Below are 16,378 nucleotides of genomic sequence, written 5' to 3'. Positions count from 1 at the left end.
TAAATAATTAGTGAGGGAGGAACCTTTCTTCTTCGCTAAAAAAGGATCACCTGTGGAGTGATCCTTTGTTGGCTTACGTATTTTTTGTTATCTGAATGGCCTTTTTGATATCTTTTAGAGATTTAGAGCTTCCATACATAAGAACTCCCCCGCGATAAACACGTCCTCCAAAAATCGCAAGAACGGCAATCGAAACGATCAGGATAAGAATGCTTACAGCAACCTGCCAAAAAGGCACGGAAATCATTCCCACCCTCAAAAACATGATCATCGGGCTGAAAAATGGTATAAAAGATGTAACGGTCACATAACTTGCCGATGGATTACTAAGCCCCGACATAGCAATCATAAACGCAATCACCACTAGAATGGTCATCGGGAATGTCATTTGCTGGACATCTTCTATCCTGCTTACCATTGATCCTAAAAACGCAGCAAGTGTGGCATATAGAAAGTACCCAAGCAATACGAAAATAATAGCGTATATGACCGTTGAAATACTTGTGCTGCCAAATCCAAAGAACGAAAAGAAACCCCCATTAAGATCTCCAAGATTTTGTTTGATGAAGAAATACCCCACTCCAAAAAACAAAATCATCTGTGTAATGCTCAGCAGGGCAATTCCAATGATTTTCGCAAACATCTGCTGTACTGGCGAAACGCTGGATATTAAGATTTCCATGACTCTGGATGTTTTTTCTGTTGCCACTTCCATTGCAATCATATTCGAGTACATAAGCACGCTAAAGTAAATAACAAACAGCAGGATATACACAAGCCCCCTGGCCTGATTCAATTCTTCCTCTGTTTTTGCATCTTTCTCCAGTGCTGCTTTTTTGAAACCTGCAGGTGAGCTTATATTTGCTATTTGCTGAGGAGTAAGCTTCAATTCCCTTGCTGCCAAGTTACTTTTCACTCCAGTAAGGGCTGAAGCCAGATCATTGCTTATAGATAAATCCGATAGTGAATTTGCTTTATAAAACCCTTGAGGCATATTTGAAGCATCTTGATCAAGAATGATAAAGCCTGTCAGTTTTTTATCAGCCACAAGTTTTTTGGCTTTTGTCTCATCTTCAATCACCTTCAGCTTCAAATCATGATTGACGGTATTAACCTGTGCCTTGAATGGTTCATATAAACTTCCCTTAAGGTCGATGACTCCTATCACATCGCTGTCTTTCTTATCGAATAGGTCCAGCAATTTTGGAAGATTTGTAAGCCCTATGGTTAATAGAAGCATTACAATGGTAGAAATTATGAAGGATTTTGTTCTTAGCTTCGTGAGGTATGTATGGAATAAAACAATCCAGAATTTATTCATATTCAGCACCTACCCTTTCTATGAAAATATCATTTAAGGAAGGTTCTTCAAGTTCGAATTTCCTGACAAATCCCCTGGGAACAAGATCCTGAAGGATATTTTGGGCAATATCCTCACCTGTAACCTGCACAATCCTTCCTTCAGTCACTGTCTTCACTTTTGTTACACCCTCGTAGCCGTCCAAAAAGCTCAAATCAAAATCTGCATGGATGGCAACATTCTTTTTGCCAAAGGACCGTTTAATCTCTCTTAGTTTTCCTGAGACGACTGGTTTTCCCCTATGCATAATACACAAGTGCTCGCACATCTCCTCTACATGCTCCATTCTATGGCTGGAGAATACAATAGTCGTTCCTCTGTCGCGAAGCTCAATGACTGCTTCCTTTAGCATTTCTACATTCACTGGATCCAGACCGCTAAATGGCTCATCTAATATAAGCAATGACGGTTTATGTATAACAGAAGCAATAAGCTGGATTTTCTGCTGATTACCCTTGGAAAGATCCTCCACTTTTTTATCCAGGTATTCAGGCACCTTAAATCGATTTAGCCAATATTCAAGCTCAGTAAGCGCATCATGCTTATTCATCCCTCTCAGCCTTGCGAGGTATACAATCTGATCGCGCACCTTAAGCTTAGGATAAAGTCCCCGCTCTTCCGGCAAATAGCCTATAGCTGAACTGGAGGAATAGCCAATTTTATTTCCATTCCATAGTATTTGGCCTTCTGTCGGGTTCAATAGTCCAAGGATCATCCGGAACGTAGTGGTCTTCCCTGCTCCATTCGCACCTAAAAAACCGAACATTTCCTTCTCAGGAATTGTAAAGTCCAGGGAGTCAACTGCTGTAAATTCCCCAAAACGCTTCGTAACATGATTAATTTGCAATGCCAAATTTCATTCCTCCTCTTTAATCCCCAAAATATTATTTGGAATTAATTAGCAATCTCATTAATCATAGGTCATTCATCAAGCTGCTTCAAGGACAAATTATATATATTCTATGAAAGATTAAATCTTTACAAAAGATTGAATATTATGTAAAAATAATGATAAGGTGAAACTTCCCTCAGGAAGGCTTTGCTGCCTGCTAAAGCGGGATAAGGGACAACTTGAAAGACAGTTCAAAAGCTATGTTTGTTTGAGTATAAATAGAAGGAGAATGATGATGGGCAAAGTCTATAAAGTAACGGCATTTGCTGCTTCTGGAGAAAAACTTCTCGATGAATCCATTAGCGCGGAAAATGATCAGCAGGCAAAAATAACAGGTGAATCTTTATTAAAAGAAAAAAATCTCTTAGAACAAACACACCGCTGCACCTCGCCAACAGGAAAACTAATACTATTCCACCGGTAATAAGAAGCGAAATCGCCTGTTCAGCCTCGACCAGCATAAGGCGCCTAAGAATAAAAGGCGCTCTTTGCCTTTAATTCTTAGGTGACTTATGACCTCGAGGGGCTAGGCGCTGCAGCTGGATTCAATAAAAAGCGAAATCACCTGTTCAGAGGATCAAAGACTAATAATGCCGCGTCCTGCGGCAACGTCTTCGTGACCCCCTTCCTGGGGGCCTAAGCAAATAGGGTTTCGGCCATGGAAGGCGCTCTTTGCCTTCTGTGGCCGAAACATCTTTTGCACAGCGAGCTAGGCGCTATAGCTGGATTCAATAAAAAGCGAAATCGCCTGTTCAGAGGATCAAAGACTAATAATGCCGCGTCCTGCGGCGTCTTTGTGAACCTGTCCTGGGGGCCTAAGCAAATAGGATTTCGGCCACAGCCGGCTCTTTGCCTTCTGTGGCCGAAACATCTTATAAGAGCAAAAAACTTACTCCAATACCGCTTTGAAATCCTGAAAAGGCATTCCGCTTGCAAAAGAAAGCGCAAACAAAAAACGCCTCTTAAATATTTATATCTTTATTTCCCTGTAAACACAGGTTTTCTTTTTTCCAGAAATGCCTTGACGCCTTCTTTGTGGTCATTCGTTTTTCTCATTTTCAGCTGAGCATTTTTTTCGAGTTCTAAGATTTTCAATAGCGTTGGCCTGTTATTTTCACTGAGAATTTTTTTTGTTTTAATCATAGCCTGAATAGGGCTGGCAAGCCACTCCTGCCTTTTTCTATCTGCTGCTTTGTCCAGGGTTTCACCTGCGACTTCATGGATCAGGCCTTTTTCGAGGGCCTGGCGGGCATCCAGTACCTTTCCTTCCCAAATCAGTTCTTTTGCTTTTACTTCTCCCAATCTTCGTTCAAGAAAGAAATGTCCCCCTCCGTCAGGAATGAGTCCGATGCCAATAAAATTCATCGCAATCTTGCTCTCGGGATCAGCAATTATATAATCGGCTGCAAGGGCAACGCTTAGGCCGAGTCCTGCTGCTGCACCATGAATCGCACATATTACAAGCTTTGGCATGAAATACAGGACAGAAACCAGTTCACTGATGCAATCCATGACACAATGGAACTCATTCTCATTTGATGCAGAAAGCATCATTTTGATATCTCCACCAGCTGAAAACGCTTTCCCTTTACCGCGCAAAATGACGATATCGACCTCTTCATTGACTGTAATCTCTTTCAGGATGCTGACTAGTTCCTGAAGCATTTCCAGATTCATTGCATTCATAGCATCCGGACGGTTTAATTCTATTGTTGCTGTACGGCCGGAATATGCTGCCAATACCGTTTTTTGCTCTGCTGAAGTTGTTTCATATACCAATGTGTCCTGCCTCCTTGGTTAACTATTAGTCTATTATACATGTTTCCTTAAACAAATTAAAAGCAAAAAACAGAAATATCAGAATTGCAGGTTTATCGTTATTTTCCCGAATTCAGATATTTGTCCTGCAATGAGTTCCTTAACGCCATTTTAAGAAATTTTCCTACTGAAGTTTTTGGTATTTCATCCATAAATATTACATCATCCGGCAGCCACCACTTGGCAAATAGAGGCTTCAGAAATTCAATAATCTCTTCTTTTGGTATCTCATTTTTATATTTATCTTTCAAAACAACACATGCAACCGGCCTTTCCTGCCATCTTTCATGCGGGACTGCTATTACCGCCGCTTCCAATACAGCATCATGGGCCATTAGTGCGTTTTCCAGATCTACAGACGAAATCCATTCTCCTCCGCTCTTAATCAGATCCTTTGTCCTGTCCACAATCTTCACATAACCTTCCTGGTCAATAGTGGCAACATCCCCGGTATATAACCATCCATCCTCAAACGCCTGTCCGGAACGCTCATCCCGGAAATACTCATCTGCAATCCAGGGGCCCCTGATCAGAAGCTCGCCCATCTCCCGGCCATCCGCCTTCACTTCACCATTCTGACCGAGTATTTTTATTTCCACACCTGGCACAGCCATTCCCTGCTTTGCCTTGATTTCATAGCGTTCTTCTTCCGGCAGGTTATCGTGGAAGCTTTTAAGCGAAGAAACAAATACCAGTGGACTCGTTTCTGTCATACCATAGGCATGCAAAAATGGAATTCCATGTTTTTTTTCAAAGGTTTCTATCATGCTTTTTGGGGCTGCAGATCCTCCGCATAAAACTGCCCGCAGGCTGCTCGTATCATATTGCTTTTCAGACAGTTCATTCAATAAGCCCATCCAGATGGTAGGCACACCTGCAGAGATGGTAACTTTTTCAGATTGAATCAGCTCACAAAGAATTTGCGGTGTGAAGTAGGGACCGGGAAGGACAAGCTTCGCCCCGAACCATACACCTGCAAACGGAAGGCCCCAGGCATTCACATGAAACATAGGCACAACAGGCATGGCTGTATCCCTTTCACTTATGGCCGTACTGTCAGCAAGTCCAAGGGCCATGCTGTGCAGGACGATTCCGCGGTGCGAATATTGCACACCCTTTGGATTTCCTGTTGTAGCGGATGTATAGCACATGCCTGCAGGCGAATTTTCATCCAAATCATGCCTGAAAGAAAATTCCGGGTCTCCTTCAGCAAGCAGTTTCTCATAATGATAAACGGGGAAAAGGCTAGTCTCCGGAAGATTCTCAGCATCCGTCATGATTATATATCCCTGGACAGTTTTCAGCTCATGCTGGATTTTTTCAATCAGGGGGATTACATCTGGATCAATAAGCAGAAGCTGATCCTCGGCGTTATTGATGATGAATGAGATATGCTGGGGGGAAAGCCTAAGATTGATGGTATGCAGGACTGCTCCGTAACATGGGATGGCAAAATAGGCTTCGAGATGTCTATGATGATTCCACGCAAGAGTGCCGACCCTCTCCCCTTGTTTTAGCCCCAGCCGCTCAAAGACGCTTGAAAGCCTGCGGGTCCTTTGGGCAATCTGTGCATATGTAAATGTTTGTGTCCCGCTTTCTGTCCTTGAAACCACCTCTTTAGAAGGAAAATACCTCTCTGCCCTTTCCATCATCTGCGGCATGGTTAAAGGTGTATTCATCATATACAAAACCTCCCGGAGTTTTTAGGTAATATTTCTCATTAATATGTTCGATTATCAATTGCAAATACCTTCACCCATCCCGTTATTTAATAATTAAATCGATGATTTTCTGGTTTTCGCATAATTTTGAGAGGGTATTATACCTAAATAAGTTTTGGTTAAGTTCATGGCTGGATTTTTCAGTTGATTGGAGTGCAGCACCAGCGGCTCTGAAAACAACTGGCAAGCTTTGCGGACTTAAAAAAACAGCGGCTTTATTACATAGAGTTATAGAAAAAAGGGAAAAAGATAAATAAATGAATATTCAGGGGGATAATTATGATAAATGCACCTAAAAATGATGCCAAGGCATTTTGTGCCAGCGAGTATGATACATTGAAGGAAGTAATCGTCTGCGAACCGCAGTACATGAGCATCCGGGAAGTAATTAATGAAACACAAAAGCATTTTAAAAATGAAAATATCCATATCGAACGTGCCATGAAACAGCATAATGAATTTGTTGAAGTAATGGAGTCACAGGGAATTAATGTGATTAAGCTGCCGTCGCTTTCTGCCTATCCTGAGCAGGTATTCACAAGGGATATCGGGTTTACAATCGGAGATACCGTTTTTGTTGCAGAAATGGCAAGCCCCATCCGTCAGGGTGAAGAAACCATCCTTCAATCATGGCTTCAAGACCGCTCCGTGCAATATCATAACTTGACCAAAGAGCGCATTGAAGGCGGAGATGTAGTGGTTGACCGCAATACAATTTATGTCGGAGTATCAAATAGAACGCATGAAGCGTCTATCCGCCATCTGCAATCACTTCTTCCGGGAAAAGAAGTCATGCCTGTTCCATTTGCAGCCAAATACTTGCATCTGGATTGTGTTTTTAATGTTTTGTCTCAGGATGAAGCGATTATTTTTCCTAATGTAATCTCAAAGACCGAAAGAGAACTTCTGTCAAAGAGGTATGATTTAATTGAAATTTCAGAAGAAGAGCAGTTTACGCTAGGAACGAATGTCCTCTCCATCGGAAATAAAAAGGTGCTGAGCTTGCCTGTCAATAAAAACGTAAATAAAGAGCTTCGCAGGCGCGGATATGATGTCATCGAGGTAGATATTACGGAAATCATTAAATCAGGCGGCTCCTTCCGCTGCTGCACCATGCCGTTATTCCGTGAACCAGACCAAGCATAAAGAAAAAAGGCAGCCTGAACGGGACATATCCCCCTTTCAGGCTGCCTTTTTTTATCTCATTGTCCAGAACTGCTTTTCGCAAATAGTTCCTCTAATATCTCGATTTTCCTATTTGTGTACGAAACAAAATTGTCATTATAAGATTTAGGATCTTTAGGGTTTGCAAAATGCTCAATTTTCCCTGTAACAGGATGCAGGAATTTGGAGGCTGCCCCGCAGCCAAGGCCAATAATTGACTGCTGCTCTTCCATAATCATGATATTGTAGATGCTTTCCTGCCCTGGAATGGAATACCCTACATTCTCCAGGTTGCCAAGGATATTTTTTTGGCGGTACAGATAATACGGATGATACCCATGTCCAGCTGTCCACTCTTCAGCTGCTGACATCATTTTCTCCACTTCTTCTCTTGAAGCCACTTTATATTTGTTTTTATGCCTTGTCATCTCGGAAGCCCGTTTGAAAGATAGTGTATGGACAGTCAGGGATTCCGGCATAAGCTTTTCTGTTTCCGACAGCGTTGTTTGAAACTCCGGCAGCTCTTCCCCGGGAAGACCAATAATCAAGTCCATATTGATATTATTCATCCCCATATTTCTGGAAAGATGGAATTTCTCAATGGTTTCTTCAACGGTATGATGCCTGCCAATTGCCTTTAGAGTCTCCTGAATATAAGACTGCGGGTTCACGCTGATCCTATCAATGTTCCATTTTTTCATGACTTCTAATTTTTCAGGGGTAATTGTATCTGGCCGCCCTGCTTCAACCGTTACTTCTCTCACATTCTCTGTATCGGGAAATGAGGCATACATTTCTTCATACAGCATATCCATTTCTTCAGCCGTAATGCTTGTCGGGGTTCCCCCTCCATAGTAAATGGACGTAATTTTAATATCCTTTTCCTTCAGCCACTTGCCAATTTCCCTTATTTCATAATGAAGCCCGCCAAGGAAAGAAGTCACAGAGCCCTGCCTCCCGTTTATCGCATAAGCTGGAAACGTGCAATACGCGCATTTAGTCGGGCAAAACGGAATGCCTATATAAATGCTCACTTCATTCTTTAATTCATATAGATCCGGGACAACCGCTAATTGACGGGAAACAATGGATTGCATCAAATTTATTTTTTCATCCGAAATCAGATAATCCTGCCTCAGCTCCTGATGGGCAATATGTTCTTCCATCCCCTGCTGCAGCTTTTTGTGCAGCAGCTTTGTTGGCCTTATACCCGTCAATATGCCCCATTTCTGATTTATACCGGTAAGCTTCTGAAGTACTTCAAGATAAACGTGTGACACAGCTCTTTTTACCTGTTTAAAAAGCTCCTTTTCACTGCCATGCAGCATCGATGCTTCTTGATGGCTCGCTTTAAAGGTTTTTTGAGATGCTTTTTCCGTCAGGGTGGCCGATGCTGCAATATGTTCTGAAGCACTCCAGGTCATGTGTATGTGAAGGTCTCCTGAAGCATCGCCACCCAATTTCACATTGGATTCTTCAAAAAACAAATTTGCTATATTTTGAAGCGGTCTGTGGAACCGCTCATCTTCTATCCCTGTTATTTCTATGTGCAAGATAATCACCCATCTGTATGCTGATTTTTATACTTTCAAAAATATCACTATAAGTGTAACCAATTGGCATCCTGCGGTCAATCTTACAGATGAATGAAGAACAAACATTGATTTATTGCTTTTTTTGCATAATAGCTATGTTCGTAAAATTTGCTGCTATGAAACAAGGCGGCATTTTCTCTCTCAATGATGCTCGCTTTCCACGCAGGCGGTTAGCATCCTCTGCTGCGCCTGCTTAGGTCTCACCTTCCCGCTAATCTAAGCAGGAGTCTCGCACCTTACGTTCCAATCAGCCTGGACTAACAAAGATCGCCTCACATAACACAATAATAACCAACAATCTTTAAGAAAGGGTGTTTTCATAACTTTGTTGCTATGGAACAAGGGGTTGATTTCCGCTACAAATGCTCCGCTTTCCGCGGGGCGTGCGCTGAGCCTCCTCGACTTGCGTCTGCGGGGTCTCATCTGTCACGCTAACCCCACTGAAGTCTTCGCACCTTTCGCTCCAATCAACCTGCTTAAACAATAGATTTGCCTTGAAAACTTATTAAATAACAACAACCTTTAAGAAAAGAGCCTTAAGAATAGAGCCTTTGCATAAAACGGACAGCAAAAGCCGTCTCCATCTCAGGAAACGGCCCGCAGCTCGTGCTATTCAGTCAAAAAATGTTCGCTGTATGCCCGTTCAGCTGCTTCTTCTGAGCTGAATAGCGCATCGTCATCTTCAATTACATGGAAAGTTTCATTAAGAAATAACGCTACTGCATCCGGATCTTTAGGATGCTGCACAATCTCTGCGGCACGCACATTTGAAACGCTCGGAGTATGCGGATTATTGTAAATCACATATACCTCATCTCCAGCTTTTACATCTTTGGGATCTATCGTGTCCATTTTCTTCATCCTCTCAGGCTTTTTATTAGTCTGCCTTTTAAATGAATTATTATGAGGCAGCCACGAAGAAAAGACTTCATGCGCAGTCGCAGGAAGCCTTTTAACATTATTTAAGCATGTTCATTTTTTCTAAAAACTCTAGTGGATGCTGTTTTCTGAAAAATTCCTTGAGCATATATGCTACTCCGTTTTCATCATTAGTCCTGGTAACCCATTTGGCAGCGATTTTAACTTCAGCCGGCGCATTGCCCATAGCAACTCCAAGTCCGCTTCTTTCAATCATTTCCACATCATCGTATTCGTCGCCTATTGCTACGATTTCGTTTCTCTTGACGCCAAGCTGTTCGGCCAGATACAAAATTCCGTTCCATTTGGATACACCCTTAGGAAGAATGGTTAATCCCTGAGCATTGTGTCCTGAAAGCATCACTTCAGGGAAAAGTTCCTTGATTAGCTTCATGATGTCCCTCTTATCACGTTCATTTTGAAACAACGCTGTGATTTTTGTTGGAGCAATAGGGTGATTGTTTAATTCCCCGCTGATCGAATCCACGAAGCTTTGCGAGTAAAAATTTTGCTCATTATGATGCAGCACAGCTTTCCCAAGCAGATTTTCCGGCAAATCCACCCTGTTTCCAAGCATATATTTTTCATGGACGAGTGAAATTTGGCAAGATGTTTTTTCAAGCAGCTGCACAATTTCCAATGTCAGCTTTTCTGGTATCCTTTTAACAAAAACAGGCTTTCCTGAAGCTGTGCCTATATATCCTCCATGGTGTGCAATTATCATGGGATCTATTTTTAAAGCCTTGGCAACCTTTTTAGCCGAATGAAAGCTTCTGGATGTTACGAGCGTTACATTGACACCTTTATGATGGACATATTCAATCGCTTCTTTGGTTAATTTATTTAGACGGCCATTAGATTGAAGCAAGGTTCCGTCGATATTGACTGCCAGTAAACGATATACCATGCTGATCTCTCCTATCTGTAGTGTCCTATTCCAACTTATGAAGAATAAGCGGATAATAGAACTCAAGTGACAGCCTTGCATCAATTCAGGAATCAGCTATGCCTAATAAGTTCTGCCAGTATAAAAAAATGCCCTGCCAGTATCGGCAGAGCAAACATTCATTATTATCCCTGTTCAGGCATTCCATATAAGTCTTCTAGTGGCTTCATGATAATTTTATTTAATTCCGCAATTACCATGCTCATTCTTTGTTCACTTTCCATTAATCGCGAAATGGCTGGATGCTGCTGTACAAGTGCTACAGTTTTCTGTGCCTGATCCACTTCCTCCTGGGTAATTTCCTGTCCCATCATCTGCTTTTGCTGCAGCCCCATTTGAAGCTGGCGGAAATTATCAAACATTCCGCGTGCGGAAGGATCTGCATTGACCTGGTCATACAGGCTGCGCAAATCCGCATACTCCTTGCTGTTTCGGATAGCTCTTTCCATTTCGTATGCTACATCATATAAATTTCCACTCATATTTTTTCCCTCCTAAATGTAAAGCTTCGTGCAGCAGGGGTTTTCATCCCGTACTGCTGGTCCGCTGGATGAACTGGGCACTGCCTTGCAAGCTTCATCGTTCCTGACTCCCAAGCGGATGCTTGCGGGCCGGTAAATGCGCTGGAAATGCTTTGGCATGCCATATCTTTTCAACTATAACAAAACACAGCTGCAATTACACTTAAATCCCTTATATATTTCAGATGCTGATTAAAGGATTTTCTGCTCTCTGCATTCACCCTTTTAAAATATTCTTTACCGTGTCTTAATATGTTTAAAATTAATGCAGATTCATTCCTTAAAAATAATGAATTGCATAAGTCAAACACTTTCCGCCGAATATGGGCATATCATGCTAGTATCAGCTAATATCCTCTTTTATATACATGAAGCCTTGCACGAACGGGGAATGACAATGAAGGCAATTTACCGCAAAGTGACCATGCATTTCGTCAAAAACCAGAATTCTTCAGTTATTTTCATTGATAATAATTTGCTTAAACACTGGGAAATTCAAGAGGGGGATTCATTGAACCTAATAGCCGGCTGCAAAAAAGTAACATTAACAGTCCGCACATTATCTGGCAGCAGCAGCACTGCCTTGATATCCGAAAACTCTGCTCAGATTCTTTGTTTGGCCCCTTTCGGCTTTCCTGTTCAAATGGCTTACTGCCCGAAAGGAAAAACTCTTTCAATAGGGCCTTATTTAGCCATTCTTACCAGTTCCTCAAGCAGCGGACCAGAACCCTTTGGAGAATATGGAGATTTTCTGAGAGAAATGGCCGAATATTGCAAGGAACATGGATATCCCTTTTATGCAGCAAAGCTTCAAAGAATAACCCCTGGAGAAACATTGGAAGGTTATTGGTTCAACGGCAAATGGGAGACCTCCCAATTCCCCTTGCCTGACGCTGTATATAACCGGATAGGATCGAGGAAGCTTGAACGCTCTGCCCTGTTCCAGGATTTTTCCGATCAGCTTAAAAAGAGGAGAATTCCAATGTTTAACGGCTGTTTCCTTTCAAAATGGGAGGTTCATGAGCTTTTGAGATGTAACGCAGACCTGCTTCCAAATCTTCCTGACTGCATTCCTTTAAAGGAGGAAGAAAGCTTTGCATCCTTTCTGCAGAAATTTTCTAGTGTATATGTCAAACCTGCCTTCGGAAGCCAGGGCAAAAACATTATTAAGCTTTCAAAAACTGAAGAAGGATGGGTTGTTGAGCATTCAGACGGCATTAAGGATACTTATTTGGCAGAAGCTGAAGAATTATTTCGCATGCTTAGTAAAATCAGCAGGAAAACTTCTTATATTGCCCAAAAAGGGATTTCACTGCTTGAAATTGATGATAAGAAAGTCGATTTCAGGGTTCTTATGAATAAAAATAAACATGGCATGTGGAAAGTGACTTCCATGGTCGCACGAATTGGTTATGCCGGGCATATCGTTTCCAATCTCTCAAGAGGCGGAGAAATGAAAAATGGCATGGAATTTTTATCTTCCATATTCGAACAAACAGAAGCAAGAAGGCTGTGCAGGATACTGAAGGAGATTGCCCTCAAGACAGCTCATACACTTTCTGACAGCCGGGAAGATCTTTTCGGGGAACTCGGCATAGACCTTGCCCTTGATACCGAAAGCCATCCATGGATCATTGAAGTGAATTCTAAGCCGTCAAAAAAATTCCAGGGAAATTATGAAAAGTTCCGTCCCTCAGTAAAGTCTGTCATTGAATATATGAATTACCTGTGCACCAAGGGAGAATTACATGAAACCTGAAAGGAGATGCCGTATGCTATCAATTGGAATTTTAACATCACATATATCCAAGGAACAGAAATACTTTTCCGAAATTGCCAAAAGCGCAAAAAATCTCCAGGCAAAGATTGTGAAATTTTGCCCAGAAGGTATTGATGCGAATTCTGGAATGATTCAAGGTGAATCGTATGTTCACAGCGAAGGCAGATGGCTTCCTGCCCTTTTCCCGCCTCCTGCCTATGTATATGACCGCAGCTTTCATGGTCTTTCACGGTCCAATACACGAGCAAGGCAGAACATCAACTGGCTAAAGGAAGGATCTGAATTCCTTGGCTATGGCCTTCCGGGAAAGAAGGATGTCTATGACACTTTAAAAAACCACCCGCGCCTGTCCGCCTTTTTGCCTCCTACTGAAAAAGCGTATGGACCAGGAGACATATGGAGGAGCCTTGAAACCTATAAAAAAGTAATAATCAAACCAGAATTCGGATCAAGAGGCGCAGGAATTTATCTTTTGGAGCAGACAGCAGAAGGAATTAACATCTCAATGAACAAAGAAGGAAAGAGATATGACAGACTGATTGAAACTAAGAGAGACAGCCTTTTCTGGCTTGATTCTATAATGAGAAAATACACCCTTCTTGTCCAGCCTTATCTTGAACTGTCAAATGACAATAATGAACCTTTTGATGTCCGGATTCTTCTTCAAAAAAACAAAGAGAATGACTGGGAAGAAATAGGGAGAGGAATACGAACGGGGATGAAGGAATCCATAACGGCAAATCTTGCATCCGGCGGAAAAGCTGAAGCCTTTCAAACCTTTAATATGACCATCCCCCCTTCGCTGCAGGATCAATATGAACAAAAAATCCAGACGATTATCACTCAGCTGCCAGGAGAACTTGAAGCAAACTTCCAAAGGCTGTTTGAAATAGGGCTGGATCTTGGCATAGACAAAAAAGGGCAGGTATGGATTTTGGATATTAACTCAAAACCCGGCAGAAAAATTATTGAAAAGCTTTACCCGGAAAAAATGAAAGCCCTGTACGAAGCACCTGTCGTGTACTCCGGGTATCTGGCCCGGACTGCAGAAAAAATGAAAGCAGGTGAATAAATGAAAAAAACCTATCCTGCAGAAATAGTCGTCATGAAGAGTCACACCTTGTTATATCCTTCCCAGATGGGAAATCTGGATAAAATCGAACAAATCTGTTTTGGGAAATGCCGCCAAAATGCTGAAGTAAAGCCAAGCCCATTCAAAAGGCAATCGATTATCCTATCAGAGTCTTTGGCTGAATCTCTTCAATTTCCCGAAAGCACTGCTCCCCTTCATCTTTTTGTATATGGAAATAGCATCCATATCGGGCCGCTTGTGGGCATCTTCACATCTGGCTTCACTACATTCTTCAATAAACCTCTCGGGGAACGATCGCAGTTTTTTTCCAGGCTGCTTTCTTTGAATGAAACAACAGGATGCATACCGTTTGTGTTTGGAGAAAATCAAATAGACTGGGAAAAGGAAAGGATTAAAGGGTATATCTTCCAGGATAATCAATGGAGTGTCGAGGAGTTTCCCTTCCCCGATGTAGTCTATGACCGGCTGCCGAATAGAAAAACTGAAAATAAATCAGGGCCGAAGGAAGTCAAAAGAAAATTCCAGGAGGAGTACATGATTCCCTGGTATAATCCTGGTTTTTTCAACAAATGGGATATCTATCAGAGGCTGACAGATGACCAGCGGGCCATTCCGTATCTCCCGGAAACGTATCCTTTTCAATCTTTATCTGCCATTGAGGCCTTGCTTTCTAAATACAGGCAGGTCTTCATAAAGCCCGTCCATGGCAGCCTTGGTCTTGGCATTCATCAAATCCTTTATGATAAACACAGCAATGCTTACTATTGCCGCTATAAAAACGATGAAAAAGAAAATAAGCTCCAGCGTTTTCCTTCTCTTGAATCTATGTTTGATTATGTTTTTAAAAACAAAAAAGTACAAAACCTGATTGTCCAGCAAGGCATTTCCCTTCTGCGGTCCAATAACCGGGCAATTGATTTTCGTGTGCATACGAATAAAGACCAGCATGGAGCCTGGCAGGTTACCGCGATTGCAGCTAAAGTGGGCGGTGAAGGAAGTGTAACCACACATGTGAAAAATGGCGGAGAAATCAGGACAGTCGATGAGCTCTTTGAAAATCCGCAAGTATCTCAGGAAGTACAGGAAAAGCTCTCATATGCCGCACTGGTCCTCAGCGATTGTATCGAGCAGCATTTGGATGGCATCATTGCGGAGATTGGTTTTGATCTCGGAATCGATAAAAAAGGCCGAATCTGGATGTTTGAAGCAAATTCGAAACCAGGCCGGTCCATCTTCTCTCATCCAAAATTAAAGGAATTTGAACTGCTCACACGCAAGCTGAGCCTGGATTACGCCGTTTATCTTGCTGAACAATATTTCACTACTTCTGCAGGCAACAGGGAATGAACATCTATTATGTTCCTGAAAAAAGGGCCTGGCTTCACCAGGAAGGAAATCAAAAGCTATATTTCAGCAAGGATTCTGCTGAGATCCTTTATAGTGAGCACATTGACAGTGCAGAAAATTATCCGGTCCATGTTGTGCCCTTCAAAAAAACTAATGTACTATCCATCGGAATCTTAACATGCAAAAACAATAAACATGAGACCAGTATCGGAGGAAATGTCCCCTTATTCTGCGAGCTTCATAAGCATCTTGCTGAAGAAGGGATTTTTTCCTTTGTTATGACAATTGAAGATGTTTTATTAAAAAACAATAAAGGATATATCATTGTACCCCATACAGGAAAATGGGAGGAAGTCCAAGTTCCGCTTCCTGATATTGTTTATAACCGCATACCTTCCCGCTCCATCGAGGCAACTTCCCGCTTTAAAAAGGTTAAAGAATGGTTTGGTTCCCAATCCATTGTTATGTTTAATCCTTGCTTCCTTGATAAGTATGAGATGCATACAACATTCAGCAAAGATCCCGCATTGCAATGTTTTTTACCGGATACAATCATGGCTGGAAGCGAAACAAGGCTTCAAAAGTTTATCGAAAATCATAAAACCATCTATCTGAAACCCAAAAAAGGCAATAGAGGAAGCGGGATTTTCCTAGCTGCCCTGCATCATGATGGCTGCATTACAGCCAATGAACCTCATTGCAGTACATCTTATGAAAGTTTCGAAGCTTTTTGGAAACATTATTCAAAGCAGTTTAAAAAGAAAAACTATCTTGCCCAGCAAGCCATTATGTCGAAAAAAATTGATGGCCACCGATACGATTTTCGGGTGCTTGTACATTACAGCTTTGGTGTTTATTCGATCAGCGGCAAAACTGTCCGTATGTCCCAATCCCAAGAAATTACGACACATGTGCCAAACGGCGGCAAGCTATACCCCTATAAATTGCTGCGGACGGGTAAGCTGGATGCAACGATTCAAGATATAGCACAGAGGTGCGGGACAATATTATCAGAGCATTTTGGTTTTTTCGGAGAATTTTCAATGGATCTTGGTGAAGATGAGACAGGAAATATATACTTATATGAAGTCAATTCCAAGCCTATGCAATTTGATGAAACAGCTATTGAAAAGAAACGGCTCAAGCAGTTAAGCTCCCTATTTAAAGATATTTCTAAGTACAGCGATAATTGAACTATCGCAGCTTCCCATTTTTCCATTATA

Annotated in this window: 14 protein-coding genes; 6 read left to right on the top strand and 8 right to left on the bottom strand. The window is 41.9% G+C overall.

Annotated features, from left to right (window positions below):
* Positions 1 to 73: 73 nt before the first annotated feature.
* Together BM126_RS00795 and BM126_RS00790 are read right to left on the bottom strand one after the other, a co-directional pair.
* Complete coding sequence (locus BM126_RS00795) at positions 74 to 1,321, bottom strand: ABC transporter permease (RefSeq protein ID WP_090987301.1); 1,248 nt, start codon at positions 1,319 to 1,321, stop codon at positions 74 to 76.
* Positions 1,314 to 2,213: an ABC transporter ATP-binding protein gene (locus BM126_RS00790; protein ID WP_090987299.1), complete on the bottom strand. Its 900-nt coding sequence runs from the start codon at positions 2,211 to 2,213 to the stop codon at positions 1,314 to 1,316. The genes BM126_RS00795 and BM126_RS00790 overlap by 8 nt, the downstream gene beginning before the upstream one ends.
* A 274-nt stretch (positions 2,214 to 2,487) precedes the next feature.
* On the opposite strand from BM126_RS00790, the gene BM126_RS00785 reads away from it, so the two are divergent.
* On the top strand, positions 2,488 to 2,676 hold the full coding sequence (locus tag BM126_RS00785) for a YhzD family protein (RefSeq protein WP_090987297.1): 189 nt from the start codon (positions 2,488 to 2,490) through the stop codon (positions 2,674 to 2,676).
* A gap of 554 nt (positions 2,677 to 3,230) precedes the next feature.
* On the opposite strand, the gene BM126_RS00780 is transcribed toward BM126_RS00785, so the two are convergent.
* Both BM126_RS00780 and BM126_RS00775 read right to left on the bottom strand, forming a co-directional pair.
* Positions 3,231 to 4,031, bottom strand: a complete 801-nt coding sequence (locus BM126_RS00780; protein WP_177201259.1) for an enoyl-CoA hydratase — start codon at positions 4,029 to 4,031, stop codon at positions 3,231 to 3,233.
* Positions 4,032 to 4,129: 98 nt separating this feature from the next.
* Entirely contained in the window at positions 4,130 to 5,752 is a 1,623-nt protein-coding gene (locus BM126_RS00775) for a long-chain fatty acid--CoA ligase (RefSeq protein WP_090987295.1), read from the bottom strand.
* Positions 5,753 to 6,070: 318 nt separating this feature from the next.
* On the opposite strand from BM126_RS00775, the gene BM126_RS00770 reads away from it, so the two are divergent.
* Positions 6,071 to 6,937 (top strand): dimethylarginine dimethylaminohydrolase family protein, encoded by an 867-nt coding sequence (locus tag BM126_RS00770; RefSeq protein WP_090987293.1) that lies wholly within the window; start codon positions 6,071 to 6,073, stop codon positions 6,935 to 6,937.
* Between the two features lie 56 nt (positions 6,938 to 6,993).
* Here BM126_RS00770 and BM126_RS00765 read toward each other — a convergent pair whose 3' ends face one another.
* The 4 genes from BM126_RS00765 to BM126_RS00750 all read right to left on the bottom strand — a co-directional run bounded on the left by BM126_RS00765 (position 6,994) and on the right by BM126_RS00750 (position 10,896).
* On the bottom strand, positions 6,994 to 8,508 hold the full coding sequence (locus tag BM126_RS00765) for a coproporphyrinogen III oxidase (protein WP_090987291.1): 1,515 nt from the start codon (positions 8,506 to 8,508) through the stop codon (positions 6,994 to 6,996).
* A 651-nt stretch (positions 8,509 to 9,159) separates the two neighbouring features.
* Positions 9,160 to 9,402, bottom strand: coding sequence for a transcriptional regulator SplA domain-containing protein (locus BM126_RS00760; protein ID WP_071352542.1), 243 nt, complete (start codon positions 9,400 to 9,402; stop codon positions 9,160 to 9,162).
* Between the two features lie 106 nt (positions 9,403 to 9,508).
* Positions 9,509 to 10,375, bottom strand: a complete 867-nt coding sequence (locus tag BM126_RS00755; protein WP_090987290.1) for a Cof-type HAD-IIB family hydrolase — start codon at positions 10,373 to 10,375, stop codon at positions 9,509 to 9,511.
* Between the two features lie 164 nt (positions 10,376 to 10,539).
* Positions 10,540 to 10,896 carry a YlbF/YmcA family competence regulator gene (locus BM126_RS00750; RefSeq protein ID WP_071352528.1) on the bottom strand — a complete coding sequence of 119 codons (357 nt, stop codon included), beginning with the start codon at positions 10,894 to 10,896 and terminating at the stop codon, positions 10,540 to 10,542.
* 328 nt (positions 10,897 to 11,224) lie between these two features.
* Here BM126_RS00750 and BM126_RS00745 point away from each other — a divergent pair, with 328 nt between their 5' ends.
* From BM126_RS00745 to BM126_RS00730, 4 genes are read left to right on the top strand one after another with little or no spacing between them, the layout of a single operon-like run.
* A complete protein-coding gene (locus BM126_RS00745) occupies positions 11,225 to 12,694 on the top strand; it encodes a YheC/YheD family endospore coat-associated protein (RefSeq protein WP_177201258.1) in 1,470 nt (489 codons plus the stop codon).
* A 13-nt stretch (positions 12,695 to 12,707) separates the two neighbouring features.
* The gene (locus BM126_RS00740) at positions 12,708 to 13,787 is read left to right on the top strand and encodes a YheC/YheD family endospore coat-associated protein (protein WP_177201257.1); all 1,080 of its coding nucleotides are present in this window, start codon (positions 12,708 to 12,710) and stop codon (positions 13,785 to 13,787) included.
* On the top strand, positions 13,788 to 15,155 hold the full coding sequence (locus BM126_RS00735) for a YheC/YheD family endospore coat-associated protein (protein WP_090987286.1): 1,368 nt from the start codon (positions 13,788 to 13,790) through the stop codon (positions 15,153 to 15,155). It abuts the gene before it with no gap.
* The gene (locus tag BM126_RS00730) at positions 15,152 to 16,348 is read left to right on the top strand and encodes a YheC/YheD family endospore coat-associated protein (RefSeq protein WP_090987284.1); all 1,197 of its coding nucleotides are present in this window, start codon (positions 15,152 to 15,154) and stop codon (positions 16,346 to 16,348) included. The genes BM126_RS00735 and BM126_RS00730 overlap by 4 nt, the downstream gene beginning before the upstream one ends.
* Positions 16,349 to 16,378 lie beyond the last annotated feature (30 nt).

This window comes from Bacillus sp. OV322, from assembly GCF_900112495.1.
Lineage (GTDB): Bacteria > Bacillota > Bacilli > Bacillales > DSM-1321 > Peribacillus.
Note: the sequence above shows the minus strand (reverse complement) of the source record. Positions and strands in the feature narration are given on the sequence as shown.

Bases quoted from the DNA above. Each gene is read 5' to 3' on its own strand.
- BM126_RS00755 (WP_090987290.1), bottom strand. From the start codon at position 10,375: ATGGTATATCGTTTACTGGCAGTCAATATCGACGGAACCTTGCTTCAA.
- BM126_RS00795 (WP_090987301.1), bottom strand. From the start codon at position 1,321: ATGAATAAATTCTGGATTGTTTTATTCCATACATACCTCACGAAGCTA.
- BM126_RS00735 (WP_090987286.1), top strand. From the start codon at position 13,788: ATGAAAAAAACCTATCCTGCAGAAATAGTCGTCATGAAGAGTCACACC.
- BM126_RS00740 (WP_177201257.1), top strand. From the start codon at position 12,708: ATGCTATCAATTGGAATTTTAACATCACATATATCCAAGGAACAGAAA.
- BM126_RS00760 (WP_071352542.1), bottom strand. From the start codon at position 9,402: ATGGACACGATAGATCCCAAAGATGTAAAAGCTGGAGATGAGGTATAT.
- BM126_RS00770 (WP_090987293.1), top strand. From the start codon at position 6,071: ATGATAAATGCACCTAAAAATGATGCCAAGGCATTTTGTGCCAGCGAG.
- BM126_RS00750 (WP_071352528.1), bottom strand. From the start codon at position 10,896: ATGAGTGGAAATTTATATGATGTAGCATACGAAATGGAAAGAGCTATC.
- BM126_RS00730 (WP_090987284.1), top strand. From the start codon at position 15,152: ATGAACATCTATTATGTTCCTGAAAAAAGGGCCTGGCTTCACCAGGAA.
- BM126_RS00785 (WP_090987297.1), top strand. From the start codon at position 2,488: ATGGGCAAAGTCTATAAAGTAACGGCATTTGCTGCTTCTGGAGAAAAA.
- BM126_RS00745 (WP_177201258.1), top strand. From the start codon at position 11,225: ATGAATTGCATAAGTCAAACACTTTCCGCCGAATATGGGCATATCATG.
- BM126_RS00775 (WP_090987295.1), bottom strand. From the start codon at position 5,752: ATGATGAATACACCTTTAACCATGCCGCAGATGATGGAAAGGGCAGAG.